Source organism: Bacillus sp. GW821-FHT01G09 (assembly GCF_059422205.1).
The window spans coordinates 483488-506260 of sequence record NZ_JBWKWL010000003.1 but is presented as its reverse complement, the minus strand read 5'-3'; the positions used below and the strand labels follow the sequence as shown (position 1 = coordinate 506260).

The 22773-nt window shown below is 45.1% G+C and carries 27 protein-coding genes; 19 read left to right on the top strand and 8 right to left on the bottom strand.

Annotation, left to right across the window (positions count from 1 at the left end; all coding sequences use genetic code 11):
• Positions 1-166: 166 nt before the first annotated feature.
• The 10 genes from AC07VD_RS13210 to mntD all read left to right on the top strand — a co-directional run bounded on the left by AC07VD_RS13210 (position 167) and on the right by mntD (position 11807).
• Complete coding sequence (locus AC07VD_RS13210) at positions 167-1582, top strand: isochorismate synthase (protein WP_285299628.1); 1416 nt, start codon at positions 167-169, stop codon at positions 1580-1582.
• Positions 1579-3321, top strand: coding sequence for a 2-succinyl-5-enolpyruvyl-6-hydroxy-3-cyclohexene-1-carboxylic-acid synthase (gene menD, locus AC07VD_RS13205; RefSeq protein WP_015714576.1), 1743 nt, complete (start codon positions 1579-1581; stop codon positions 3319-3321). The genes AC07VD_RS13210 and menD overlap by 4 nt, the downstream gene beginning before the upstream one ends.
• Positions 3309-4133 carry a 2-succinyl-6-hydroxy-2,4-cyclohexadiene-1-carboxylate synthase gene (gene menH / locus AC07VD_RS13200; RefSeq protein WP_494721748.1) on the top strand — a complete coding sequence of 275 codons (825 nt, stop codon included), beginning with the start codon at positions 3309-3311 and terminating at the stop codon, positions 4131-4133. The genes menD and menH overlap by 13 nt, the downstream gene beginning before the upstream one ends.
• Positions 4134-4167: 34 nt before the next feature.
• Positions 4168-4983, top strand: coding sequence for a 1,4-dihydroxy-2-naphthoyl-CoA synthase (gene menB / locus AC07VD_RS13195; protein WP_003229054.1), 816 nt, complete (start codon positions 4168-4170; stop codon positions 4981-4983).
• 90 nt (positions 4984-5073) lie between these two features.
• Positions 5074-6534 carry an o-succinylbenzoate--CoA ligase gene (locus tag AC07VD_RS13190; protein WP_494721749.1) on the top strand — a complete coding sequence of 487 codons (1461 nt, stop codon included), beginning with the start codon at positions 5074-5076 and terminating at the stop codon, positions 6532-6534.
• Positions 6531-7646: an o-succinylbenzoate synthase gene (gene menC, locus AC07VD_RS13185; RefSeq protein ID WP_494721750.1), complete on the top strand. Its 1116-nt coding sequence runs from the start codon at positions 6531-6533 to the stop codon at positions 7644-7646. The genes AC07VD_RS13190 and menC overlap by 4 nt, the downstream gene beginning before the upstream one ends.
• A 279-nt stretch (positions 7647-7925) precedes the next feature.
• Positions 7926-8846, top strand: coding sequence for a manganese ABC transporter substrate-binding protein/adhesin MntA (gene mntA, locus AC07VD_RS13180; RefSeq protein WP_494721751.1), 921 nt, complete (start codon positions 7926-7928; stop codon positions 8844-8846).
• Between the two features lie 18 nt (positions 8847-8864).
• Positions 8865-9617: a manganese ABC transporter ATP-binding protein MntB gene (gene mntB, locus AC07VD_RS13175; RefSeq protein ID WP_070547671.1), complete on the top strand. Its 753-nt coding sequence runs from the start codon at positions 8865-8867 to the stop codon at positions 9615-9617.
• A 5-nt stretch (positions 9618-9622) separates the two neighbouring features.
• On the top strand, positions 9623-10930 hold the full coding sequence (mntC, locus tag AC07VD_RS13170; RefSeq protein WP_494721752.1) for a manganese ABC transporter permease MntC: 1308 nt from the start codon (positions 9623-9625) through the stop codon (positions 10928-10930).
• Positions 10920-11807, top strand: a complete 888-nt coding sequence (mntD, locus tag AC07VD_RS13165) for a manganese ABC transporter permease MntD (protein WP_076458300.1) — start codon at positions 10920-10922, stop codon at positions 11805-11807. Before mntC ends, mntD begins: the two co-directional genes overlap by 11 nt.
• A gap of 18 nt (positions 11808-11825) precedes the next feature.
• On the opposite strand, the gene AC07VD_RS13160 is transcribed toward mntD, so the two are convergent.
• The 3 genes from AC07VD_RS13160 to AC07VD_RS13150 are packed head-to-tail and all read right to left on the bottom strand — an operon-like array spanning position 11826 to position 14453.
• Positions 11826-11984, bottom strand: coding sequence for a DUF1540 domain-containing protein (locus AC07VD_RS13160; protein ID WP_003229069.1), 159 nt, complete (start codon positions 11982-11984; stop codon positions 11826-11828).
• Positions 11985-12037: 53 nt separating this feature from the next.
• Positions 12038-13078, bottom strand: a complete 1041-nt coding sequence (locus AC07VD_RS13155) for a cytochrome d ubiquinol oxidase subunit II (protein ID WP_015714571.1) — start codon at positions 13076-13078, stop codon at positions 12038-12040.
• 43 nt (positions 13079-13121) lie between these two features.
• The gene (locus AC07VD_RS13150) at positions 13122-14453 is read right to left on the bottom strand and encodes a cytochrome ubiquinol oxidase subunit I (protein ID WP_003229073.1); all 1332 of its coding nucleotides are present in this window, start codon (positions 14451-14453) and stop codon (positions 13122-13124) included.
• A 205-nt stretch (positions 14454-14658) separates the two neighbouring features.
• Between AC07VD_RS13150 and AC07VD_RS13145 the strand changes: the two genes are divergently transcribed.
• On the top strand, positions 14659-14907 hold the full coding sequence (locus AC07VD_RS13145) for a type B 50S ribosomal protein L31 (protein WP_003219346.1): 249 nt from the start codon (positions 14659-14661) through the stop codon (positions 14905-14907).
• A 93-nt stretch (positions 14908-15000) separates the two neighbouring features.
• Positions 15001-15564, top strand: coding sequence for a beta-class carbonic anhydrase (locus tag AC07VD_RS13140; RefSeq protein WP_003229074.1), 564 nt, complete (start codon positions 15001-15003; stop codon positions 15562-15564).
• Here AC07VD_RS13140 and yidD read toward each other — a convergent pair.
• On the bottom strand, positions 15561-15788 hold the full coding sequence (gene yidD, locus AC07VD_RS13135) for a membrane protein insertion efficiency factor YidD (RefSeq protein WP_003229076.1): 228 nt from the start codon (positions 15786-15788) through the stop codon (positions 15561-15563). The two genes, AC07VD_RS13140 and yidD, sit on opposite strands and share 4 nt — an antisense overlap.
• A 128-nt stretch (positions 15789-15916) precedes the next feature.
• Here yidD and AC07VD_RS13130 point away from each other — a divergent pair, with 128 nt between their 5' ends.
• Together AC07VD_RS13130 and AC07VD_RS13125 are read left to right on the top strand one after the other, a co-directional pair.
• A complete protein-coding gene (locus AC07VD_RS13130) occupies positions 15917-16390 on the top strand; it encodes an S-ribosylhomocysteine lyase (protein ID WP_003219361.1) in 474 nt (157 codons plus the stop codon).
• Between the two features lie 119 nt (positions 16391-16509).
• Positions 16510-16947: a FixH family protein gene (locus AC07VD_RS13125; protein WP_024573053.1), complete on the top strand. Its 438-nt coding sequence runs from the start codon at positions 16510-16512 to the stop codon at positions 16945-16947.
• Here the strand turns inward: AC07VD_RS13125 and ytzI are convergent.
• Complete coding sequence (gene ytzI, locus AC07VD_RS13120; protein WP_003229081.1) at positions 16941-17081, bottom strand: YtzI protein; 141 nt, start codon at positions 17079-17081, stop codon at positions 16941-16943. The two genes, AC07VD_RS13125 and ytzI, sit on opposite strands and share 7 nt — an antisense overlap.
• 128 nt (positions 17082-17209) lie before the next feature.
• Here ytzI and AC07VD_RS13115 point away from each other — a divergent pair, with 128 nt between their 5' ends.
• From AC07VD_RS13115 to ytkD, 3 genes are all read left to right on the top strand, one after another.
• Positions 17210-17647 (top strand): Dps family protein, encoded by a 438-nt coding sequence (locus AC07VD_RS13115; protein ID WP_003229083.1) that lies wholly within the window; start codon positions 17210-17212, stop codon positions 17645-17647.
• A 165-nt stretch (positions 17648-17812) separates the two neighbouring features.
• Positions 17813-18217 carry a phage holin family protein gene (locus AC07VD_RS13110; protein ID WP_024573054.1) on the top strand — a complete coding sequence of 135 codons (405 nt, stop codon included), beginning with the start codon at positions 17813-17815 and terminating at the stop codon, positions 18215-18217.
• A 209-nt stretch (positions 18218-18426) separates the two neighbouring features.
• The gene (gene ytkD, locus AC07VD_RS13105) at positions 18427-18903 is read left to right on the top strand and encodes an RNA deprotection pyrophosphohydrolase (protein WP_003229087.1); all 477 of its coding nucleotides are present in this window, start codon (positions 18427-18429) and stop codon (positions 18901-18903) included.
• Positions 18904-18929: 26 nt separating this feature from the next.
• Here the strand turns inward: ytkD and AC07VD_RS13100 are convergent, their stop codons facing one another.
• From AC07VD_RS13100 to AC07VD_RS13090, 3 genes are read right to left on the bottom strand one after another with little or no spacing between them, the layout of a single operon-like run.
• Entirely contained in the window at positions 18930-19742 is an 813-nt protein-coding gene (locus tag AC07VD_RS13100) for an ABC transporter permease (RefSeq protein ID WP_494721753.1), read from the bottom strand.
• The gene (locus tag AC07VD_RS13095) at positions 19717-20499 is read right to left on the bottom strand and encodes an ABC transporter ATP-binding protein (protein WP_003229092.1); all 783 of its coding nucleotides are present in this window, start codon (positions 20497-20499) and stop codon (positions 19717-19719) included. Before AC07VD_RS13095 ends, AC07VD_RS13100 begins: the two co-directional genes overlap by 26 nt.
• 12 nt (positions 20500-20511) lie before the next feature.
• The gene (locus AC07VD_RS13090; RefSeq protein WP_024572900.1) at positions 20512-21516 is read right to left on the bottom strand and encodes an ABC transporter substrate-binding protein; all 1005 of its coding nucleotides are present in this window, start codon (positions 21514-21516) and stop codon (positions 20512-20514) included.
• A 151-nt stretch (positions 21517-21667) separates the two neighbouring features.
• Between AC07VD_RS13090 and AC07VD_RS13085 the strand changes: the two genes are divergently transcribed.
• Both AC07VD_RS13085 and AC07VD_RS13080 read left to right on the top strand, forming a co-directional pair.
• Entirely contained in the window at positions 21668-22441 is a 774-nt protein-coding gene (locus AC07VD_RS13085) for an alpha/beta hydrolase family protein (RefSeq protein WP_494721754.1), read from the top strand.
• A 51-nt stretch (positions 22442-22492) separates the two neighbouring features.
• Positions 22493-22735: a DUF2584 domain-containing protein gene (locus tag AC07VD_RS13080; RefSeq protein ID WP_003223304.1), complete on the top strand. Its 243-nt coding sequence runs from the start codon at positions 22493-22495 to the stop codon at positions 22733-22735.
• Positions 22736-22773 lie beyond the last annotated feature (38 nt).

Sequence of the window (22773 nt, the reverse complement as noted above, 5' to 3'; positions counted from 1 at the left end):
TGCTATCAGTGGAGAAAGAAATTTAAGCTTTGTTTCTTTTTCATTTCTGAAATTAGGTTTATAATAGGTAAGGCAGGCCATTTGGACTGCATGATCTGTGTTTGACACAAAGGAGACACAGGTGTATGGTATTAAAAGCATTTTAAGGATTATGGAGGAATGTCTCATGGTGACAACGGTGCAGCGTACGTTCCGAAAGGAAGTTCTACATGCATTACATAAAGCCAAAGAAGTCAACCATGCTGTCTTAATAAGCTATTCGAGACAAATCGAGTCTCTTGACCCTCTATCATTTTTCAATTACGGAGCAAAAAAATATACAGGCAATCGATTTTTTTGGTCAGATCCTGAAAGTGAATTGACAATAGTCGGTCTTGGCAAAGAAGCGGTTTTCCAGACAAATCAAAAAAACAGCGAGCGGTATCGTGAGGTTTTTGAACAATGGGAGCGCTTTAAAAAGACGGCTTTTCATATTTATGAAGAAGAAAAGCTGCAGCATTCTGCAGTGGGACCTGTGTTATTCGGAGGATTTTCTTTTGACCCTTGCGAAGAAAGAGGTTCACAATGGGACCATTTCTCGGAAGGGGATTTCTTTGTGCCTGCGCTTATGCTGACGATGACTGCTGAAGGCCCGTTCTTAACAGTTAACAGATGGGTAAGCGGAGGAGAAGACGCAGAAGCTGTTTTAGAAGGTTTAAAAGCTTTTGCGGCGGAATTTATGGTTCCCGATTTCAAGCAAGAAGATCAGGCTGTGATTGCAGCAGCCGAAGAGCTGGATAAGGATGATTGGCTGAAAGCAATCGAAACGGCCACAAGCCAAATTAAAGAGAAACAATATGATAAGGTTGTTCTTGCCCGAGAGCTGCTGCTCACGTTTGACGGTCCAATCCAAATTGAACCGGTGCTTAAAACGCTTGTGGACGATCAGCAGACAAGCTATGTTTTTGCAATTGAACAAGAAGGCAAAACTTTTGTCGGCGCGTCTCCGGAAAGACTGATCAAAAGAGACGGCGGCACTGTCATGTCTTCCTGTCTGGCAGGCTCCATTAAACGAGGCGTGAATGAAGAAGACGACCGCCGGATAGGCCTTGAATTATTAAACGATGAGAAAAACCTGCTTGAGCATGATATTGTGGTAGGTATGATTCATAATGCTTTTGTATCAAGCTGTTCAGAGGTTGAAAAGCCTGATGGACCTGTTTTGTACAAAACAAAAAGCGTTCAGCACCTGTTTACGCCGATTGTCGGACAGCTGCGCGAGTCTGCTTCAATTTTTGACTTAATTGAGAAGCTGCATCCCACTCCGGCGCTCGGGGGAGCACCTCAGGAAAAAGCTGTTGACGTGATCAGAGAGATTGAACCGATGTCTCGCGGCTGGTATGCTGCCCCTATCGGCTGGATTGACAGCCAGGATAACGGGGAATTCGCGGTAGCCATTCGTTCAGGGCTGATCGAAGGAAGCACTGCAAGGCTGTTTGCCGGATGCGGTATTGTGGAAGACTCGGAACCAATCTCGGAATATGAAGAAACACAGATTAAATTGAAGCCGATGATCTCTGCATTAGGAGGTGAGAGGCGTTGACAGTCAACCCGATTACTCATTACATCGGAAGTTTTATTGATGAATTCGCCCTTTCCGGAATTACGGACGCCGTCGTTTGTCCGGGCTCAAGATCTACACCGCTGGCTGTTCTTTGTGCTGCGCATCCCGATATCAGCGTCCATGTCCAAATTGATGAAAGATCTGCCGGATTTTTTGCCTTAGGTTTGGCAAAAGCGAAGCAGCGTCCCGTACTATTGATCTGTACATCTGGAACAGCCGCGGCCAACTTTTATCCGGCTGTGGTTGAAGCCCATTATTCAAGGGTGCCTATTATTGTGTTAACTGCTGATCGGCCTCATGAGCTGCGCGAAGTAGGCGCACCGCAGGCTATTAATCAGCACTTCTTATTCGGTAACTTTGTTAAGTTTTTCACAGACTCTGCTCTTCCTGAAGAGTCTCCGCAAATGCTGAGATACATCCGAACGCTGGCAAGCCGCGCTGCCGGAGAAGCACAAAAGCGCCCGATGGGGCCTGTCCATGTGAATGTGCCGCTGCGCGAACCGCTGATGCCGGATCTTTCAGATGAGCCGTTTGGAAGAATGAGAACAGGCCGTCATGTGTCTGTGAAAACGGGTACGCAGTCTGTTGACCGAGAGTCCCTGTCTGATGTGGCTGAGATGCTCGCAGAGGCTGAAAAAGGAATGATCGTCTGCGGAGAGCTCCATAGTGATGCGGATAAGGAAAACATTATTGCGCTGTCAAAAGCGCTTCAGTATCCAATTTTAGCGGATCCGCTGTCTAATCTGCGGAATGGTGTTCATGATAAAAGCACTGTTATTGATGCGTATGATTCGTTTTTAAAAGATGATGAGCTGAAGCGGAAACTTCGTCCTGATGTTGTCATTCGGTTTGGACCGATGCCTGTTTCAAAACCGGTTTTCTTATGGCTTAAGGATGATCCTGCGATTCAGCAAATAGTGATTGACGAGGATGGAGGGTGGAGAGACCCGACACAGGCAAGCGCGCATATGATTCATTGTAATGCGTCTGTTTTTGCTGAGGAGATCATGGGAGGCCTTACTGCTGCTGCCAGATCCTCAGAGTGGCTGGAAAAGTGGCAGTTTGTCAATGGGCGGTTCCGCGAGCATCTGCAAACAATCAGCAGTGAAGATGTTTCGTTTGAAGGCAATCTCTATCGAATCCTTCAGCATCTTGTGCCTGAAAACAGCTCGCTGTTTGTGGGAAACAGCATGCCGATCAGGGATGTTGATACGTTTTTCGAAAAGCAGGACCGCCCTTTCCGGATTTATTCAAACCGGGGAGCAAACGGGATAGACGGTGTCGTCTCCTCTGCCATGGGGGTATGTGAAGGAACAAAAGCGCCTGTTACCCTTGTGATTGGAGATTTATCTTTTTATCACGATTTAAACGGCCTGCTGGCGGCCAAAAAGCTGGGTATTCCTCTTACTGTGATTCTTGTCAATAATGACGGAGGAGGGATTTTCTCCTTTTTGCCGCAGGCTTCTGAGAAGACACACTTTGAAGATTTGTTCGGCACACCGACAGGGCTCGATTTCAAGCATGCGGCTGCACTTTACGGCGGAACGTATTCATGCCCGGCTTCTTGGGATGAATTCAAAACAGCTTACGCGCCGCAGGCAGACAAGCCCGGACTCCATTTGATTGAAATCAAAACGGATCGCCAATCAAGAGTCCAGCTTCATCGCGATATGCTGAATGAGGCTGTGCGGGAAGTGAAAAAACAATGGGAACTGTAAACATAACGGTATCAGATGGTGTCCGATATGCAGTGGCAGACGAGGGACCGAATGCTTCCGAAGCCGTCGTCTGTCTGCACGGGTTTACCGGCAGCAGACAATCATGGACTTTTCTTGATGAAATGCTGCCTGATTCCCGTTTGATCAAAATTGATTGTTTAGGGCATGGGGAAACCGATGCCCCGCTGAATGGGAAAAGATACAGCACAAGCCGGCAAGTTTCTGACCTTGCCGAGATTTTTGATCAATTAAAACTTCACAAAGTGAAATTGATTGGGTATTCTATGGGAGGAAGGCTTGCTTACTCTTTTGCGATGACAAATCCCGAGCGGGTATCGGCACTTGTGCTTGAAAGCACGACGCCGGGGCTCAAAACACTTGGGGAACGGCGGGAACGAATCATGCGGGACCGGAAGCTTGCTGATTTTATTTTACGAGACGGGCTCAAAGCGTTTGTTGCGTATTGGGAGAATATCCCTTTGTTTTCATCTCAGCAGAGGCTGGCTGAAGATATTCGGCACAGGATACGATCGGGCCGTCTGCGGAACAATAAGATTGGGCTTGCGAACAGTTTAACCGGCATGGGCACCGGTTCACAGCCTTCCTTGTGGAGCCGTGTAGAGGAAATAGATGTTCCTGTGCTTCTTATCTGCGGGGAGTGGGACGAAAAATTTTGCGCCATCAATCAAGAGGTGCATAAGATGCTTCCTTCTAGTAGAATAGAGATTGTTCCAAAAGCAGGACATACGGTCCATGTGGAACAGCCGCGATTGTTTGGTAAAATAGTGAGTGAGTTCTTGACAAGCATCTGACTCATTCACATAGAGAATAAAAGGAGGTCATCATATGGCTGAATGGAAAACAAAACGGACATACGATGAGATATTGTATGAAACGTATAATGGCATTGCAAAAATAACAATCAACCGACCTGAGGTACATAATGCGTTTACCCCTAAAACGGTTGCTGAAATGATTGATGCGTTTGCTGACGCAAGAGACGACCAAAACGTTGGGGTTATCGTGCTTGCCGGTGCAGGGGACAAGGCATTTTGTTCTGGCGGAGACCAAAAAGTGCGCGGCCACGGTGGATATGTAGGAGACGACCAGATCCCGCGTCTTAACGTATTGGATCTTCAGCGTTTAATCCGCGTCATCCCGAAACCGGTTGTTGCGATGGTGTCCGGATATGCGATCGGCGGAGGCCATGTGCTTCACATCGTATGTGACTTGACAATTGCTGCGGACAACGCAATTTTTGGACAAACAGGCCCTAAAGTGGGAAGCTTCGATGCAGGTTACGGTTCTGGCTACCTGGCTCGAATTGTAGGACATAAAAAAGCACGTGAAATCTGGTACCTATGCCGTCAGTACAACGCACAGGAAGCACTGGACATGGGTCTTGTCAACACAGTCGTTCCTTTGGAACAGCTTGAAGAAGAAACGATTAAATGGTGTGAAGAAATGCTTGAAAAAAGCCCGACCGCACTGCGCTTTCTTAAAGCTGCGTTTAACGCGGACACAGACGGACTTGCTGGAATTCAGCAGTTTGCAGGGGATGCTACCCTTCTTTACTACACAACAGATGAAGCAAAAGAAGGCCGTGATTCCTTTAAGGAAAAACGCAAACCTGATTTCGGACAGTTCCCTCGTTTCCCGTGATCAGCAATACTTAGTAAACCAACAGCTTGAGACTTTGCGGTCCAAGCTGTTTTCTTTTCAATACAGACATTTTACCTCGGAGATGATGACATGCTGACAGAACAGCCTAACTGGCTCATGCAGCGGGCACAGCTGACACCTGAGAGAATCGCTCTCATCTATAGAGACCAAACAGTGACATTTGCAGAATTATTTGCCGCGTCTAAGCGAATGGCGGCACAGCTTGCCGCTCATTCGGTTCGGAAAGGGGATACTGCGGCTATTTTGCTCCAAAACCGTGCAGAAATGGTATACGCCGTTCACGCTTGTTTTTTGCTTGGTGTTAAGGCGGTGCTTTTGAATACGAAGCTGTCAACACATGAAAGGGTGTTTCAGCTGGAGGATTCCGGATCCGGCTTTTTACTGACAGATTCAAGCTTTAACAAGAAAGAGTATGAACACATCGTTAAAACGATTGATGTGGATGAATTGATGAAAGAAGCAGCACAGGAAATTGAGATCCAAGCTTATATGCAAATGGATGCAACGGCAACGCTGATGTATACGTCGGGTACGACAGGAAAGCCCAAGGGAGTTCAGCAAACGTTCGGAAACCACTATTTCAGTGCGGTGTCGTCCGCGCTTAATTTGGGTATAACAGAACAAGACCGCTGGCTTATCGCATTGCCGCTCTTTCATATCAGCGGCTTGTCCGCATTATTCAAATCTGTCATCTATGGAATGACTGTCGTGCTTCACCAGCGTTTTTCCGTAAGTGATGTGCTGGATTCTATCAATAGGCATGAAGTGACAATGATATCTGCGGTGCAGACTATGCTGGCCAGTCTTTTGGAAGAAACAAGCAGCTGCCCTGAATCCATCAGATGCATTCTTCTCGGCGGCGGCCCTGCACCTCTGCCATTGCTTGAGGAATGCCGTGAGAAAGGATTCCCTGTCTTTCAGTCATATGGAATGACAGAAACATGCTCACAAATTGTTACCCTGTCGCCGGAATTCAGTATGGAAAAGCTCGGATCTGCGGGGAAACCGCTGTTTTCATGTGAAATCAAAATAGAGCGGGACGGACAGGCATGTGAACCGTTTGTACACGGTGAAATCATGGTCAAAGGCCCGAATGTCATGAAAAGCTATTTTAACCGGGAGAGCGCAAACGAAGCCTCCTTTCAAAATGGCTGGCTGAAAACAGGTGATCTTGGTTATTTGGACAGCGAAGGCTTTTTATATGTATTAGACAGACGTTCAGATCTGATCATATCCGGCGGAGAAAACATTTATCCGGCCGAAGTGGAGTCAGTGCTGCTTTCACACCCCGCTGTGGCCGAAGCCGGGGTTTCAGGGGCTGAGGACAAAAAATGGGGGAAAGTGCCTCACGCCTATCTTGTCCTTCACACGCCTGTGAGCGCAGAAGAATTGACTGACTACTGCAAAGAACGCTTGGCGAAGTATAAAATTCCGGCAAAATTCTATGTGCTTGACCGCCTGCCGCGCAATGCGTCTAATAAGCTCTTGCGAAATCAGCTGAAGGATGCGCGTAAAGGAGAACTGTTATGATCGAAATAGAAAAAATCACGCTTTACCATTTGAGCATGAACTTAAAGAAACCGTTTAAAAACAGTATCGAAACGCTTCAAGAGCGTAAATTTCTGATCGTGGAAGCCATTGATACATCAGGTGTCACAGGCTGGGGAGAAGTTTCCGCTTTCTCTTCGCCTTGGTACACCGAGGAAACCATTGGAACATGTTTGCATCTGCTAAAAGATTTTTTTATCCCAAATGTCGTCGGCCGTGAATTCAATCACCCTTCAGAAGTGCCGGACAGCCTGGCGCGGTATAAAGGAAACCGGATGGCAAAAGCGGGACTTGAATCGGCTGTATGGGATATCTATGCCAAAAAGAAGGGCGTATCCCTTGCTGAGGCATTGGGCGGAACAAGAGATAAAGTCCCTGCCGGGGTGGTAGTCGGCCTGGCGCCTCTTGACGATATGCTGAAGGAAATTGAGAGCTATCAAAAAGAAGGTTATCAAAGAATAAAAATTAAAATTCAGCCTGGGCAGGATGTGGAATTGGTCAAGGCCATCCGCAGCCGATTCCCAAACATCCCGCTCATGGCTGATGCCAATTCATCCTATGAGCTGAAGGATATCAGCCGTTTGAAGGAGCTTGATGACTATCATTTAATGATGATTGAGCAGCCGCTCCAAGCTGACGATATCGTTGACCACCGCCACTTGCAGAAACATTTGAAAACGGCCATTTGCCTTGATGAGAGCATTTGTTCAGTTGATGATGCGAGACGGGCGATTGAGCTAGGAAGCTGCAAAATTATTAATATAAAACCTTCTCGTGTCGGCGGCTTAACAGAAGCCTTAAAAATTCATGATTTATGCAAAGAGCATCATATGCAGGTTTGGTGCGGAGGAATGCTGGAAACAGGCATATCAAGAGCGCAGAACGTGGCGCTTGCTTCACTGCCTCAATTCACAATACCTGGCGATATATCTTCATCCTCACGCTATTGGGATGAAGATATTGTAACCCCTGATATTCGTATTGATAATGGATTTATTTCTGTGTCAAAACAGCCTGGTTTAGGGGTTGAGGTAAACCAAGATATTATGCGAAAATATGTGACCAAAATGGATGTTTTCACACAGCATGGTTAAGAAAAAAGCATTTTGCTATTTTGAATAAATGACACTGTGCTGTTACAGTAAAAGTGTTCGTTGAATACATCCCTTCTCGTTTGGACCGGCTGCTGACCCAGCCGGTTTTTTTATGTAAATCAGCTTGACAAAAATGGCCAAACGCGATAATTTTGCACAAAGGAAACTTTTTGTCCTGTGTAAATAAAACATGCTTTTGGCTAATTTAATGTCACATGTCTAAGAACTGACAACATAAGATAAAACAATCGGACATTGATGGCAAAGAGGAGGAGAAATATGAGACGAGGGCTGATGGCAGCAGTACTTTTTGCGACCTTTGCTTTAACGGGATGCGGAACGGATTCAGCCGGAAAAAGCGCTGATCAGCAATTACAAGTGACAGCGACAACATCTCAAATTGCCGATGCAGCAGAAAACATCGGAGGTAAGCATGTAAAAGTCACCTCTTTAATGGGACCGGGGGTTGATCCGCACCTTTACAAAGCTTCCCAAGGTGACACGAAAAAATTAATGTCTGCCGATGTTGTTCTGTACAGCGGGTTGCATTTGGAAGGGAAAATGGAGGATGTCCTCCAAAAAATCGGTGAACAAAAACAATCGGCGGCAGTAGCTGAGGCCATTCCGAAAAATAAGCTTATTCCCGCGGGGGAAGGCAAGACGTTTGATCCCCACGTCTGGTTCAGCATTCCGTTATGGATCTATGCGGTGGATGAAATTGAAGCGCAATTCAGCAAAGCAATGCCTCAGCACGCAGATGCCTTTCGGAAAAATGCCAAAGAGTACAAAGAAGATTTGCAATATTTAGATAAGTGGTCGCGTAAGGAGATCGCACATATTCCGGAGAAAAGCCGTGTGCTTGTGACTGCTCATGATGCGTTTGCGTACTTTGGGAATGAGTATGGATTTAAGGTAAAAGGCCTGCAGGGACTCAGCACAGATTCGGACTATGGATTAAGGGATGTTCAGGATCTGGTTGATCTTCTGACAGACAAACAAATAAAAGCTGTGTTCGTAGAAAGCAGTGTATCTGAAAAATCAATCAATGCAGTGGTGGATGGCGCTAAAGAAAAAGGCCATACAGTCACAATTGGCGGTCAGCTTTATTCGGATGCCATGGGTGAAAAGGGCACAAAAGAAGGCACATACGAAGGAATGTTCCGCCACAATATCAACACGATTACTAAAGCGCTTAAATAAAGAAAAGAGGTGGAGGATATGTTCCCTGTTGAGCTTGATAATGTGACGGTTGCTTATCATAAAAAGCCTGTACTGCAGGACATTTCGCTGCAGGTGCCGGAAGGAAAACTCATTGGCATTATCGGCCCGAACGGCGCGGGAAAATCAACCTTGATCAAAACGATTCTCGGTCTTGTGCCCCGAGCTTCCGGAGACATCTCTATTTACGGCAAAGACTATAAGGATCAGCGGACCAGAATCGGATATGTTCCGCAGCGCGGCTCGGTTGACTGGGATTTCCCCACAAGCGCGCTCGATGTCGTCCTAATGGGAAGATACGGGAGAATCGGTTTATTAAAGAGGCCAAAGAAAGCGGATGTGGAGATGGCGAAGGCCGCATTAACAAAAGTCGGGATGCTTGATTATGCAAAGAGGCAAATCAGCCAGCTGTCAGGCGGACAGCAGCAGCGGGTGTTTCTTGCCCGGGCACTCTGCCAGAACGCTGACATTTATTTTATGGATGAACCGTTTGCAGGTGTCGATGCAGCGACGGAGCGCGCGATTATGACGCTGTTGGCAGAACTCAAAGAAAAAGGAAAAACCGTGCTTGTCGTCCATCATGATCTGCAGACCGCCGAGGATTATTTCGATTGGATCTTACTGCTTCATTTAAGAAAAATCGCTTTCGGACCGGCGGAAAACGTTTTTACGATCGAAAACCTGCAAAAAACATATGGAGGAAGGCTTACGTTTTTAAAAGATAAAGTGCTGGCAGAAGGACATAAGGAGTGAACGCAATGTTTGAAAGTTTGTGGCTGCAGCTCCAGCATCCGAATACACAGTGGGTGCTGGCCGGTACGCTTTTGCTCGGGACGGCAAGCGGTGTTTTGGGCAGCTTTGTGCTGCTGAGAAAGCAAAGTTTAATCGGCGATGCGATGGCCCATTCAGCTCTGCCGGGAGTGTGCCTCGCTTTTCTGTTCACCGGGCAAAAATCACTGCCTTTCTTTTTGCTGGGTGCGGCGCTAGCCGGACTGCTCGGAACGTTTTGTATTCAGCTGATTCCTCGGCTTTCAAAAACAAAGGAGGACTCGGCGATCGGGATTGTTCTTTCTGTGTTTTTTGGCGTCGGGATCATTCTGCTGACATATATTCAGCAACAGGGGGCGGGAAGCCAAAGCGGGCTTGATTCTTTTTTATTCGGTCAGGCTGCTTCATTGGTCAGGCAGGATATCATCCTTATTGCAGGGATATCCGCTGTTCTACTGCTTCTATGTATTGTTTTCTTTAAGGAATTTACATTGATTACTTTTGATATCGCGTTTGCAAAGGGATTAGGAATCCCGGTGCGTTTTTTAAACGGGCTTTTGGCTTGTCTGATTGTCTGTGCTGTCGTCATTGGGCTTCAGACTGTTGGTGTGATATTAATGGCGGCTATGCTGATTACACCTGCCATAACCGCGAGATATTGGACCGAACGATTAACCGGGATGATCGTCATTGCCGGGATTACAGGCGGGGTCAGCGGAGTGGCCGGAACCCTGCTTAGCACCACGATGAAGGGAATGGCGACAGGGCCATTAATGATCTTATCTGCAACGCTGCTCTTTCTTTTTTCAATGATTTGCGCACCTAAGCGGGGATTGGCTGCTAAAGCCATAAGGCTGATGAGGCTGCGGCGCAGAACAAGCAGGGAGCAAGTGCTTTTGGCGATTTATGAACAGTATGAAAAGAAAATTCTTTGTGTAACTGTTGAAAGTGTAAGAAAGAAAAGACGCCTATCCCCTTCATTATGCCTTAAGGCATTAAATGACTTGGAACAAGAGAGTTGCATTGAGCGTATCGAAAATGGGATTTGGGAAATCACAAGCAAAGGGATAGAAAAAGGCTATCACACAGCTTTGAAGCAGCGAATGTATGAAGTGTATCTCATGCATGAAATGGAACTTGCCAATATAGAATCCGGTCAGGACTACTTTGACCCGGACCGTTTACCGAGAGAAACGAGAGAGCGGCTTTATTCACTCTTAAAGCTGTATGGACGGATGCCTGAGCGTCGAAAAGCGTCTCATGATGCCGAGAAGGGACAGATCGCAAATGAGTTTTGAAGCATGGATTATAGCTACCGGTGTATTAGTCGGTGTAAGCTGCGGATTGATCGGCACATTTCTTGTGCTGAGAAGCATGGCGATGCTGGCCGACGCAATCAGTCATACAGTGTTGCTTGGCATTGTCGGCGCTTTTCTAGTGACGGGAAGTCTCGATGGGATTTCTATGTTTATCGGCGCAGCCGCAACCGGTCTGTTAACGGCTTTCTTGGTTCAGCTTCTTCATAGCAAGGGGGTTCAATCAGATGCTGCCATAGGAGTTGTGTTTACATCTTTATTTGCAATCGGGGTTATATTGCTTTCTGTGTATGGAGCGAATGTCCATCTCGATATTGAGCACTCGTTAATGGGAGAAATCGCTTTTGTGCCGTGGAATACGATGACGGTATTCGGGGTTGATATTGGGCCGAAAGCGTTTTGGATGCTGGCATCTGTTCTGGTTTTAAACGTAGTGTTGATCAGTGTGTGCTATAAGGAGTTTAAAATCGCTTCGTTTGATCCTCAAATGGCTTTAGCCTTGGGAATACCGGTTTTGCTCATTCATTACGTGCAAATGGGCATGCTGTCCTTGACGACTGTTGCTTCCTTTGATTCGGTGGGTGCTGTATTGGTTGTGGCCATGCTGATTGTTCCGCCTGCTGCGGCACATTTGCTGACAGACCGGCTTCTTTATATGCTGATTCTCAGCGCGTTGATTGGCGGGCTGTCGGCGGTCATGGGCTATTTCTTCGCAACGTGGCTTAATGTTTCGATTTCAGGAGCGATGGCGGCCATGACAGGTGTATGTTATGCAAGCGCCTTTTTGTTTTCACCTGCAAACGGGGTCATAACTAAAAAGCTGAGAACACTCAACATGCAAAAAGAAAGAGCTGGCTGATGCAGCTCTTTCTTTTAATTACAAATCATGCGGCTTAAACGTTTTGCAGTCTGTTTCCCGGCTGTTTTCAGCCGTTTCACCAGTATGGCTGACAACATAAATGGCATCAGCGGTGCATTTGTTACCTTTGCCCCAATAAGAACAGTTGTTGACCTCACATAGAATTTTCTGCTCCATGCCATCCCCTCCTTATAAAGGTTCTGGATTAGTATAGCCGGCTGGCTTGCCCTCTATTCCTCCTGGCGGATATAGCGTTTATCTCGCATAAACATTTTCCAGAAGAAAAAGAAGCCCGGAAATAGAATGATAAATGCAACGATATACGTTGCAAACAGCGCTCTGAACGTTGCTGGCTCTGTGAAGCCTGACATGACTGTCACATCGGGATAAATCATATACGGAAGATGCGCCCGCCCGTACGCGTAGCTTGCGAGAAAATACTGTATCCCAATCGCAACAAGTGCGAGACGCGGTTTTCCGATGTTTTGACCAAAGCTTTTGTTAGGCAGAAAAAGAGCGATTCCAGCAATGACAAATGTAATGAACGATGCAATAATCCAAGAAAAATCATTCATCATTCCGCTGTACAGCCAGTTTGCTTCATTCCGCATAGTTACCATAATGCATACAGCAAACAACAGTGAAATCGGGCCGGTAATCAGGGCGCTTTTTCTGTAGGCTCGGTACGCATCCTGTTCCTCTGCCACATTTGAAACATCTGCAAGCAGCAGCGAGGACAAAAATAAGGTGCTTAAAATCGCAAACCCGATAAATGAATAGGCGTTGGGGCTTGAAAAGATTTTAGACATATTTAAGTTATAGATTCCATCCGTTTTTTCTATAAACCCTCCGTGTGTCACAGGAAGCACCAAAATTAAAATAGCAGGAATGATAAAGCCGGAGATGCCGGAAATATATCTTAGCGTTTTCCGCTCCTTTGCTGTATTTGAAAACACGAGAAATCCGCTTCGAATCGCTAAAAGCAGTAAAATCATGCTTCCGGGAATTAATAAAACGGTGCCGAGCACAAATGTCGCGCCGGGGAAAAAACTGAAAAGCGCCACGACGATGGCCACAATAAAGACGTTTGTGACCTCCCAAGTCGGGGACAAAAAGCGATTCGCAATATCGGTGGCCTTCATATGCTCCTTGTTTAAATAGATCATAGACCAAAATCCTGCTCCAAAATCCATTGTCGCCATGACGGCGTAAATAAACACAAAGCCCCAGATAATTGAGATGGCGATCAGAGCGTCAGTTGAAATCTCCATTTGTACGATCTTCCTTCCATTTGGTTTCCTGTTTGCGGAGCCATTACGACTCCGCTGTATTTAAATCTTCGTCAACCGGGTGCTTGCGGAAATAATACAGCAGCACGTAGACGACAGCTGCGCCTAACACGGCATAAACAAATGTGAAAAATAAGAACAGCACCCCGATCGAGCCAGTCGTTGTTACGACATCTGACGTTTTCAGCAAATGATAGATGACCCAAGGCTGCCTCCCCGTACATGCGAAAATCCAGCCGAATTCAATGCCGATGAGACTAAAAGGGCCTGCTGTCATGAAAATGACCAAAAGCCACGTTGGGAAACGGTCTTTCTTGAGCACCTTTCTCCAGACCACACCAATAATAGAATAAAGAATAAGCAGCATGCCTACACCGACCATCGCATTAAACAGCGTGTGAATGAAAAGCGGCGGCCATTCATCTCTCGGAAATGCATTTAATCCTTTTACAACAGTGTCAAAACGGTTCGCTGCCAAAAAGCTTAAAGCCCATGGAATCTCGATTGCCCATTTTACTTTTTCTTCATTCGGGTCGGTAAAACCGCCGATAGCGAGCGGGGCGTGGGATCTTGTTTCAAACAGGCCTTCCGCACCGGCTAATTTTTCGGGCTGGTATTCGTACAGCATCTGTGCAGATTCGTGTCCGTTCAAAGCGGTCAGCAATGAAAAAATACCGCCGATCGTCAGTGCGAGCAAAAGGGCTTTCCGGTGAAAGCGATAGACCTTTTCCTTTTTCCTCGTCCGGATCATTTTATACGCCGCAACAGAAGCCACGATAAACGCACCGGTCATAAACGCGGACAGCACGACATGGCCGGCAGTGATAAAAAAGCTAGGATTAAAAAACGCAGCCCACGGGTCAACATCTGTAATTTTTCCGTTTAAAATTTTAAAACCGGCGGGCGTTCCTTCAAAAGCATGAACATTCGTAATCAGAACAGCGGATGCTGCTGCCCCGACTAACACAAAGAAAACAGCAACAATCCTCATTGCAGGTGACAAACGGTCTGCAGCGTATACATAAATCGACATGAATAGGGCTTCAACAAAAAAAGCATAGATTTCAATTTGAAATGGCAGGGACATCACCCGGCCGATGACTTCCATAAATCCCGGCCATAAAAGCGCGAGCTGAGTGCCCGCGATCGTTCCGGTCGGTATGGCGACCCCCAGCAAAACGGCTTGTGCTTTCGTCCATCTTTTCGCCATGATCGCATAATGGTCATCTTTCGTTTTTTGATAGATCAATTCCGCCACTAAAATCATGAGCGGGAGACCGACTCCAAGCGTTGCGAAAATGATATGAAAGCCCATTGTCGTGCCAAAGAGGCTTCTGGCCAAAACTAAATCATCCACAATCGTAAACCACCTTTCTAAAAAGACGTTCTGTATGTATTTTGGGTTTATTATTTGCTTCCTCGGTTAGATTATTCTTCCTATTCTTAAATGCCATGAGGTTTACGATGCGAAAACAGAGGGAAGGATATAAGAAGATTGACAAAACGTTTGTAAGGTTATAAAATAAAACGTAATTATTACGATTTATTGAAAGGAGATTCACATGAAAGAAGGAATTCATCCGAAGAACCACAAAGTGATATTTCAGGATGTCAACAGCGGCTACCGTTTTCTCAGCACCTCTACGAAAACATCTAATGAAACAGCAGAGTGGGAAGACGGCAACACATATCCTGTCATTAAAGTAGAGGTAAGTTCTGACACGCATCCGTTTTATACAGGCCGCCAGAAATTCAATGAAAAAGGCGGACGAGTTGAGCAGTTCAAAAAACGCTATAACATGGGGAAATAAGGCAGACCAGAGGGTTTGTCTTTTTTTATTATGACGAATAAACAAGGGTTGTGATATATTGAAGAGTAAAAAGAATAGAAAGGGACAACGAACATGAGTCTTCTAAATGATATTCTTGAATTTAACAAGACATTTACTGAACAAAGAGAGTATGAAAAGTATCAAACATCAAAATTTCCAGATAAAAAAATGGCGATTCTTTCTTGCATGGACACTCGTCTGGTTGAACTGCTGCCGCATGCGATGAATTTGCGAAATGGTGATGTGAAAATCATTAAAAGTGCCGGTGCGCTTGTGACACACCCATTCGGAAGCATCATGAGAAGTATACTCGTCGCAGTGTACGAGCTGAATGCAGATGAGGTGTGTGTGATCGGGCATCACGATTGCGGCATGAGCAAAATCAGCAGCAAAAGCATGCTTGAAAAAATCAAAGCAAGAGGGATTCCGGAAGAACGCATCGAAACAATAAAGTACTCCGGTGTAGACTTTGATCAATGGTTTAAAAGCTTTGATTCAGTGGAAGCGAGTGTGAAAGACAGCGTAGACGTTATTAAACATCACCCGCTGTTCCCGGAAAACGTTCCGGTCCATGGCTTAGTCATTGATCCTAAAACAGGAAAACTGGATCTTATCGTAAACGGCTATAACAATTAATGTTTTTGTTTTTTTTCAGGAACGGGATCGACTCCTCCCGGATGGAACGGGTGGCATTTCAAAATCCGTTTGATTGTCAGCCATCCGCCTTTTAAAGCGCCGTGCGTTTTAATCGCTTCGATTCCATATTGGGAACAGGTCGGATAAAAGCGGCATGTTGGCGGCGTCAGGGGCGAGATGAATTTTTGATATCCTCTGATCAAAGCGATGAATAGGGTTTTCATATTTCTTCAGCAACCTTTCTGATGCAAGTATAAGAAAAAAAACACAGATTGAAAAGTTAATCAATAATTCTTATCGGAAAAGTATGTTATAATAAAATTACATTTTTAAAAAAGGGGAGAGTGCCATTATGCCTTCAGTAGAAAGTTTTGAGCTTGATCATAATGCGGTTGTTGCTCCATATGTAAGACATTGCGGCGTGCATAAAGTGGGAACAGACGGCGTTGTAAATAAATTTGACATTCGTTTTTGCCAGCCAAATAAACAGGCGATGAAGCCTGACACCATTCACACACTCGAGCATTTGCTCGCGTTTACGATTCGTTCTCACGCTGAGAAATACGATCATTTTGATATCATTGATATTTCTCCAATGGGCTGCCAGACAGGCTATTATCTAGTTGTGAGCGGAGAGCCGACATCAGCGGAAATCGTTGATCTGCTTGAAGACACAATGAAGGAAGCGGTAGAGATTACAGAAATACCAGCTGCGAATGAAAAGCAGTGCGGCCAAGCGAAGCTTCATGATCTGGAAGGTGCTAAACGTTTAATGCGTTTCTGGCTTTCACAGGATAAAGAAGAATTGCTAAAAGTATTTGGCTAAAATAGAAAGGACCTTTTTGCGCTTAAGCAAAAAGGTCTTTTTTGTGACGTCTCATATTTTGTGTACCATTTGCTGTAAGCGTTTGCTACTATTTAAGTAAACGATGAAAGGGTGATGGCATGAAAAAGATGTTGGTTGTTCTGCTTTTTTCTGCTTTTTTGCTTAATGGATGCGGATCTGGTGAAAGCAAAGCAAATACAGCTGAGACGCCCGAGGTTTTGGATGTCAAGCTGACCGGGCCTGAAAAAGTAAATCCCGGAGAAAGCGCTGCTTATGAAGCAGCCGTATCATATGGTGATGAAGCTGTGACGGATGCCGATGAAGTAGAGTTTGAAGTATGGAAAGAAGGGGAAAAAGACGCCAGCCAAATGTTTAAGGCGAAACAAGAAAAAGGCGTATACCGATTGGAAACGACGTTTAAGGAAGATGGTGTATACACTGTCCAATCCCATGTCACAGCAAAAAAACAGCATAGCATGCCGACCTTAAAAGTCCAAGTCGGAGACGCCGATGCTGCCAGCAATCAGTCAGAAGTGGAGCATTCACATCATCATTGATTGTGTGAATCAGAGTGATTTTCTTGTGGTGGATCAATGGTATGCTTTACATTATAGGCTTTTACAGTCGTCCAAATGGTTACAAGCAAAACAGCCAGCACAATCAAAATACTTATCGTAATGAGAAGCGTCATGACATTCCACCTCCCGTTTTTTAACAATTGTAGCATAATAGAAGAAATCATGACAGATAAGGGTAAAAAAGAGGTTTTAGCGTACGATATTAAGGGTATACATAGTCATATAACAAGGAGGAGATACCATGTCAGAACAATTGATTCAAGCAGTGAACAAACAAGTAGCCAACTGGACGGTCATGTATGTGAAACTACATAATTATCACTGGTATGTGAAAGGAAAAGATTTCTTCACTCTTCATGAAAAGTTTGAGGAGCTGTACAACGAAACAGCAACTTATATTGATGACTTAGCAGAACGTCTTTTGGCGCTGAACGGAAAACCGATTGCAACAATGAAGGAATCCTTAGAAACGGCTTCTGTCAAAGAAGCGGCTGGAAATGAAACAGCTGAACAAATGGTTCAAAGCGTATATGATGATTTCACAGTCATCGCGGAAGAGCTGAAAAACGGCATGGATTTAGCTGATGAAGTCGGTGACGAAACAACAGGGGACATGCTTCTTGCGATCCATCAAAATATTGAAAAACATAACTGGATGCTAAAAGCTTACCTAGGTTAAGTTCAAAAATAGAACGGCCGGATGTCTTAAAAAAGACGTCCGGCTTTTCTTTTTGTATCTGAAAAATAGGCGACAACCAGTCCATTTTTCTGAAAAATCCAATCCGTTCGGCTTGTTTTCCATAGAATATCGTAAGGCCGTTTCTGTGAAAGGATGTTGGGATAAATGGATAGAGACTTTGGCATCTTTTCGTTAATAGCAGTCAGCGTTTCAGCAGCGGGTTTTTTCTTTGGAGGTTTTCAGTATTCATTTCTGATTTTGCTCTCTCTTATGGCAATTGAATTTATCAGTACGACTTTGAAGGAAACGATTATTCACAAACTGTCGTTTAAGAAGATATTTGCCCGGCTTGTCAAAAAATTAGTCACGCTGGCTCTGATCTCTGTATGCCACTTTTTTGATCAGCTGCTGAATACAGAGGGATCAATTCGTGACTTGGCTATTATGTTTTATATTCTTTATGAATCTGTGCAAATTGTTGTGACAGCCAGTTCTCTTGGCATACCGGTTCCTCAGATGCTTGTCGATCTTTTAGAAACGTTAAAAAATAAATTTAAGCGCAAACCGTAACTTTTCCCTGTTCGCGGGTCATAATAAAGCCCAGAGCGTCGGTCGCACTTTTCGGCAAAAGCTATCGCAAAAAAACTGTACGAGCTAGTCTGCATGCAGAACCTGACGGCGTGCTGGGTTTCCCTTATTTTTTGATAAAAGGCTTCCGAAGAAACGTAACTGTGGTATGATGTATGGAAGATAGCTAGGAACGGATTTGAGGGATAAACATGTACGAGTTTAAAGATTATTATCAGAATACTGTTCAGCTTTCCTTTGACGATCAGCCTTTCTCGGACAGCCCGAAGCATGTCTGGGTGATTTGCCGTTTTGGCGGCAAATGGCTTTTAACAGAACATGAGGACAGAGGCTATGAGTTTCCAGGCGGGAAAGTAGAGCCGATGGAGTGCGCAGAAGAGGCTGCGCTCCGGGAAGTAAAGGAAGAGACGGGCGCGAGAGTCAAAAGCCTCAAGTATCTCGGACAGTATAAAGTTCTCGGAAAAGAAAAAGTGATTGTAAAAAATATATATTTTGCAGATATAGAAAAGCTTGAAAAGCAAGCTGATTACTTTGAAACGAAAGGCCCGGTTTTGTTTCACGAGCTTCCGGAGAACCTTTCCCGCAATAAAAAATTCAGCTTTATTATGAAGGATTCCGTACTTCCGATCAGTTTGAAAAAACTGAAAGAATCTGGATGGATTGAATAAAAAACCCGGCACATGTGCCGGGTTTTTTATGTCCTCCCCTTCGTCCATTTCTTTTCCAGCAGCTCGACGCCCTGATACATCAGAGTGGCGAAGATGGCGATGATCAGCAGGCTTAAGAAGACGAGTGTAAAATTGAAGACTTGGAATCCGTAAATAATCATATATCCTAATCCGACCTTCGAAACGAGGAATTCCCCTACAATGACGCCAACCCATGATAAACCGACGTTCACTTTTAGTGTTGAAATAATCGCGGGGGAGGATGCAGGCAGTATGACTTCTTTAAAAATAACCCACTTTTTTGCGCCGAATGTTTTCATGACTTTCGTATAGTTTTCGTCGACCTCCTGGAAGGCGGTGTAGACAACGATGGTTGTGATAATGACGCTGATGATGGATCCCATCGCAATGATGCTGATAAAACTGGGGCCGAGCGCGACAATCAGGATCGGGCCCAGGGCCACTTTCGGCATTGCATTCAAAATCACAAGATACGGACCTAAAATTCTGGCAAGTCGGTTAGACCACCATAACAAAGCGGCGAGGCACGTGCCCATAAACGTCCCAAGCAAAAAGCCAAGCACCGTTTCAAATAAAGTGACGCCGATGTGTGACAGTAAAGAACCGTCACCAAGTTTCTCCAGCAATAATCGCCACACAGCTGATGGAGAGCTGAAGATCAGCGGATCGATCCAGCCCTGCCTGCTGGAGGTTTCCCAGCCCGAGAAAAAGAGAATAAATATGGCAAGCTGAAAGGAATGGACCTTCCACTTTTCCTTTTTCTGTTTAAATTGATACTGCTCGTGAAGCAGATCAATGGTTTCTTTGCTGTTTCTCAAGAGAATTCAGCTCCTTCCATATCGTTTGAAACAGTGTCTGGAAGGAAGGTTCCTGACGGGCGTCAAAAGGCAACATTGCGGCCAATTCCTTAGGAATGGTAAAAATCTGATGGATGGTGCCCGGCTGATTTGAAAATAAAAAGATCGTATCGCTCATCGCTATCGCTTCCCCTATATCATGAGTGACAAGCACTGCTGTTTTTTGATATTCCTTTAATGTGCGGAATACCAGGTTTTCTAAAGACAGCTTTGTCTGAAAATCAAGCGCGGAAAATGGCTCATCCAGCAAAAGCAGACTAGGGTTAGGCGCAAGTGTTCTTGCAAGCGCAGCCCGCTGGCGCATCCCGCCTGACAGCTCTTTCGGATATTTTTTCTCCACATCTATGAGGCCGAACTCCGGCAATAGACCGAGTGCAGCGGCTTTGCTTTCTTCTGTCAGCGTGTCGGCGATTTTTAAACCGAGAAGCACATTTTCCTCGATAGATTTCCAGGGAAATAAGTAATCCTGCTGAAGCATATAGCCAATATTATGTTCTTTTTGATTCGGCTCACGGCCTTCAATCAGAACTCTGCCTTCTGATGGCTCAATCAAACCGGCAATAATGGAAAGCAGTGTTGTTTTTCCGCAGCCGCTTGGGCCGAGAAATGAGATGAAATCACCTTTTTCGGCATCGAAATGAATATCCCGCACAGCCGTTGTTTTTTCTTTAATAGAAAAATAAGTATGGGTTACATGGTCGACATGTAAGAAAGACATAGATGGCGCCTCCTATTTCTCCGAGGTGACTTTTTCAGCAATTTCTTTATTTACAAGCTGATTGTATGGAATGTGCTTCGGCAGTTCTCCCGATTGATCCATAATGGTTTGGAGAAGCTCCCATTCTTTTTCGTTAAGCAGAGGGTCTGGCGAATATGAATGCTGTTTTTTATAGCGTTCAATGGATGTTTCGATGACGTCTGGGTCGGTATCATCAAATTCATCTTTAATGGCATCTGTGATGTCCTTCGCAGAATGATTTTCAACCCACTGCTGCGCCTTATAAATGGCTTTTGTAAACTTTACGGCTGTGCTTTCATTTTTCTTCAAATAGCTTTGTTTCGCCATAAAAGTCGTATAAGGAACCTCTCCTGATTCTTCTCCGAATGAAGCCACGATATGGCCGATGCCTTTTTTCTCAAAGAGAGAAGCCTGCGGTTCAAAGAGCTGTACATACTCACCGGTTCCAGAAGCAAACGCATTGGCAATATTGGCGAAGTCTATGTTCTGGATGAGGTCTATATCCTTATGCGGGTCAATCTTATGTTTGTTCAGCACATACTCGCCGACCATTTGCGGCATGCCGCCTTTTCGTTGACCGAGAAACGTTTTTCCTTTCAGCTGATCCCAGTCGAAGTGTTCAACATCTTCTCTCGCGACAAGAAACGTTCCGTCTGTCTGAGTCAGCTGGGCGAAATTAATGACGGGATCTTTAGCTCCTTGCGCTTCGACATAAATAGATGTTTCTGACCCGACAAGCGCGATGTCGGAGCCGTTGGAAAGAAGCGATGTCATCGTTTTGTCTCCGCCCCAGGTCGTATTCACATCGACATCAAGCCCTTCTTCCTTAAAAAAACCTTTAGACTCAGCAACATATAAAGGTGCGTAAAAAATTGAATGGGTCACTTCAGCTACTTTGACTTTGGTGAGCGTTTCTTCCTGCTTGCAAGCCGCCAGGGCGATCATGAGAAAGATACTGCCGACACAGGCGAAGCCCAGCCTTAACCATCTGTTCACATAGACAACCTCCTTATTTCGCATCAAGTTAATATCCTTTTTTGCTTTACATATCGTATGATGGGTATAAAAATGTGTGAATGCCTAACCAGGTTCTCCGGATGTAATTTTGGAGTAAGGAAAGCATATAGAAAAAAAGGAGGCGGCTGTTTTGATTGTAGAGAAAAGTAGATTTCCGTCGCCGAGCCAGCATGTGCGTTTGTATACGATCTGCTACCTGTCAAATGGATTACGGGTTAAGGGGCTTCTGGCTGAGCCGGCGGAACCGGGACAATATGACGGATTTTTATATTTGCGCGGCGGGATAAAAAGCGTGGGCATGGTTCGGCCGGGCCGGATTATCCAGTTTGCATCCCAAGGGTTTGTGGTGTTTGCTCCTTTTTACAGAGGAAATCAAGGAGGAGAAGGCAATGAGGATTTTGCCGGAGAAGACAGGGAGGATGCATTTTCTGCTTTTCGCCTGCTTCAGCAGCACCCAAATGTCAAGAAGGATAGAGTCCACATCTTCGGCTTTTCCCGCGGCGGAATTATGGGAATGCTTACTGCTATCGAAATGGGCAGGCAGGCAGCTTCATTTGTTTCCTGGGGAGGCGTCAGTGATATGATTCTTACATACGAGGAGCGGCAGGATTTGCGGCGAATGATGAAAAGAGTCATCGGCGGAACACCGAAAAAGGTGCCTGAGGAATATCAATGGAGGACACCGTTTGACCAAGTAAACAAAATTCAGGTTCCCGTGCTGTTAATCCATGGAGAAAAAGACCAAAATGTTTCGATTCAGCATTCCTATTTATTTGAAGAGAAGCTAAAACAACTGCATAAGCCGGTGGAGACATGGTACTACAGTACATTCACACATTATTTCCCGCCAAAAGAAAACCGGCGTATCGTACGGCAGCTCACACAATGGATGAAAAACCGCTGACAGTGAAATATGTTATGATAAAGAAAAAAGAGAACGAAAGGGGATTTCACTTTGGGAATGCCTGTTGAATTTAATACACTGATTGTGACAAAAGGAAAAGAAGTTCGCATAGATGAGAATATATTCACGTTAGAGAAGGACGGATACCGAGTATATCCGATGGAGATTCCAATGGATGTACGCAAAACAAAGTTTGGCGAAAAGTCAGGCACAGCTGAAGTGCAGAAGCTTCAATGGGAAGATGGCCGGACCATCATTACATATAAGCTGACTTCTTTGCATTCCGTCAATTAAAACAAGCCAAGAGCATAATTGCTCTTGGCTTTTGTTTT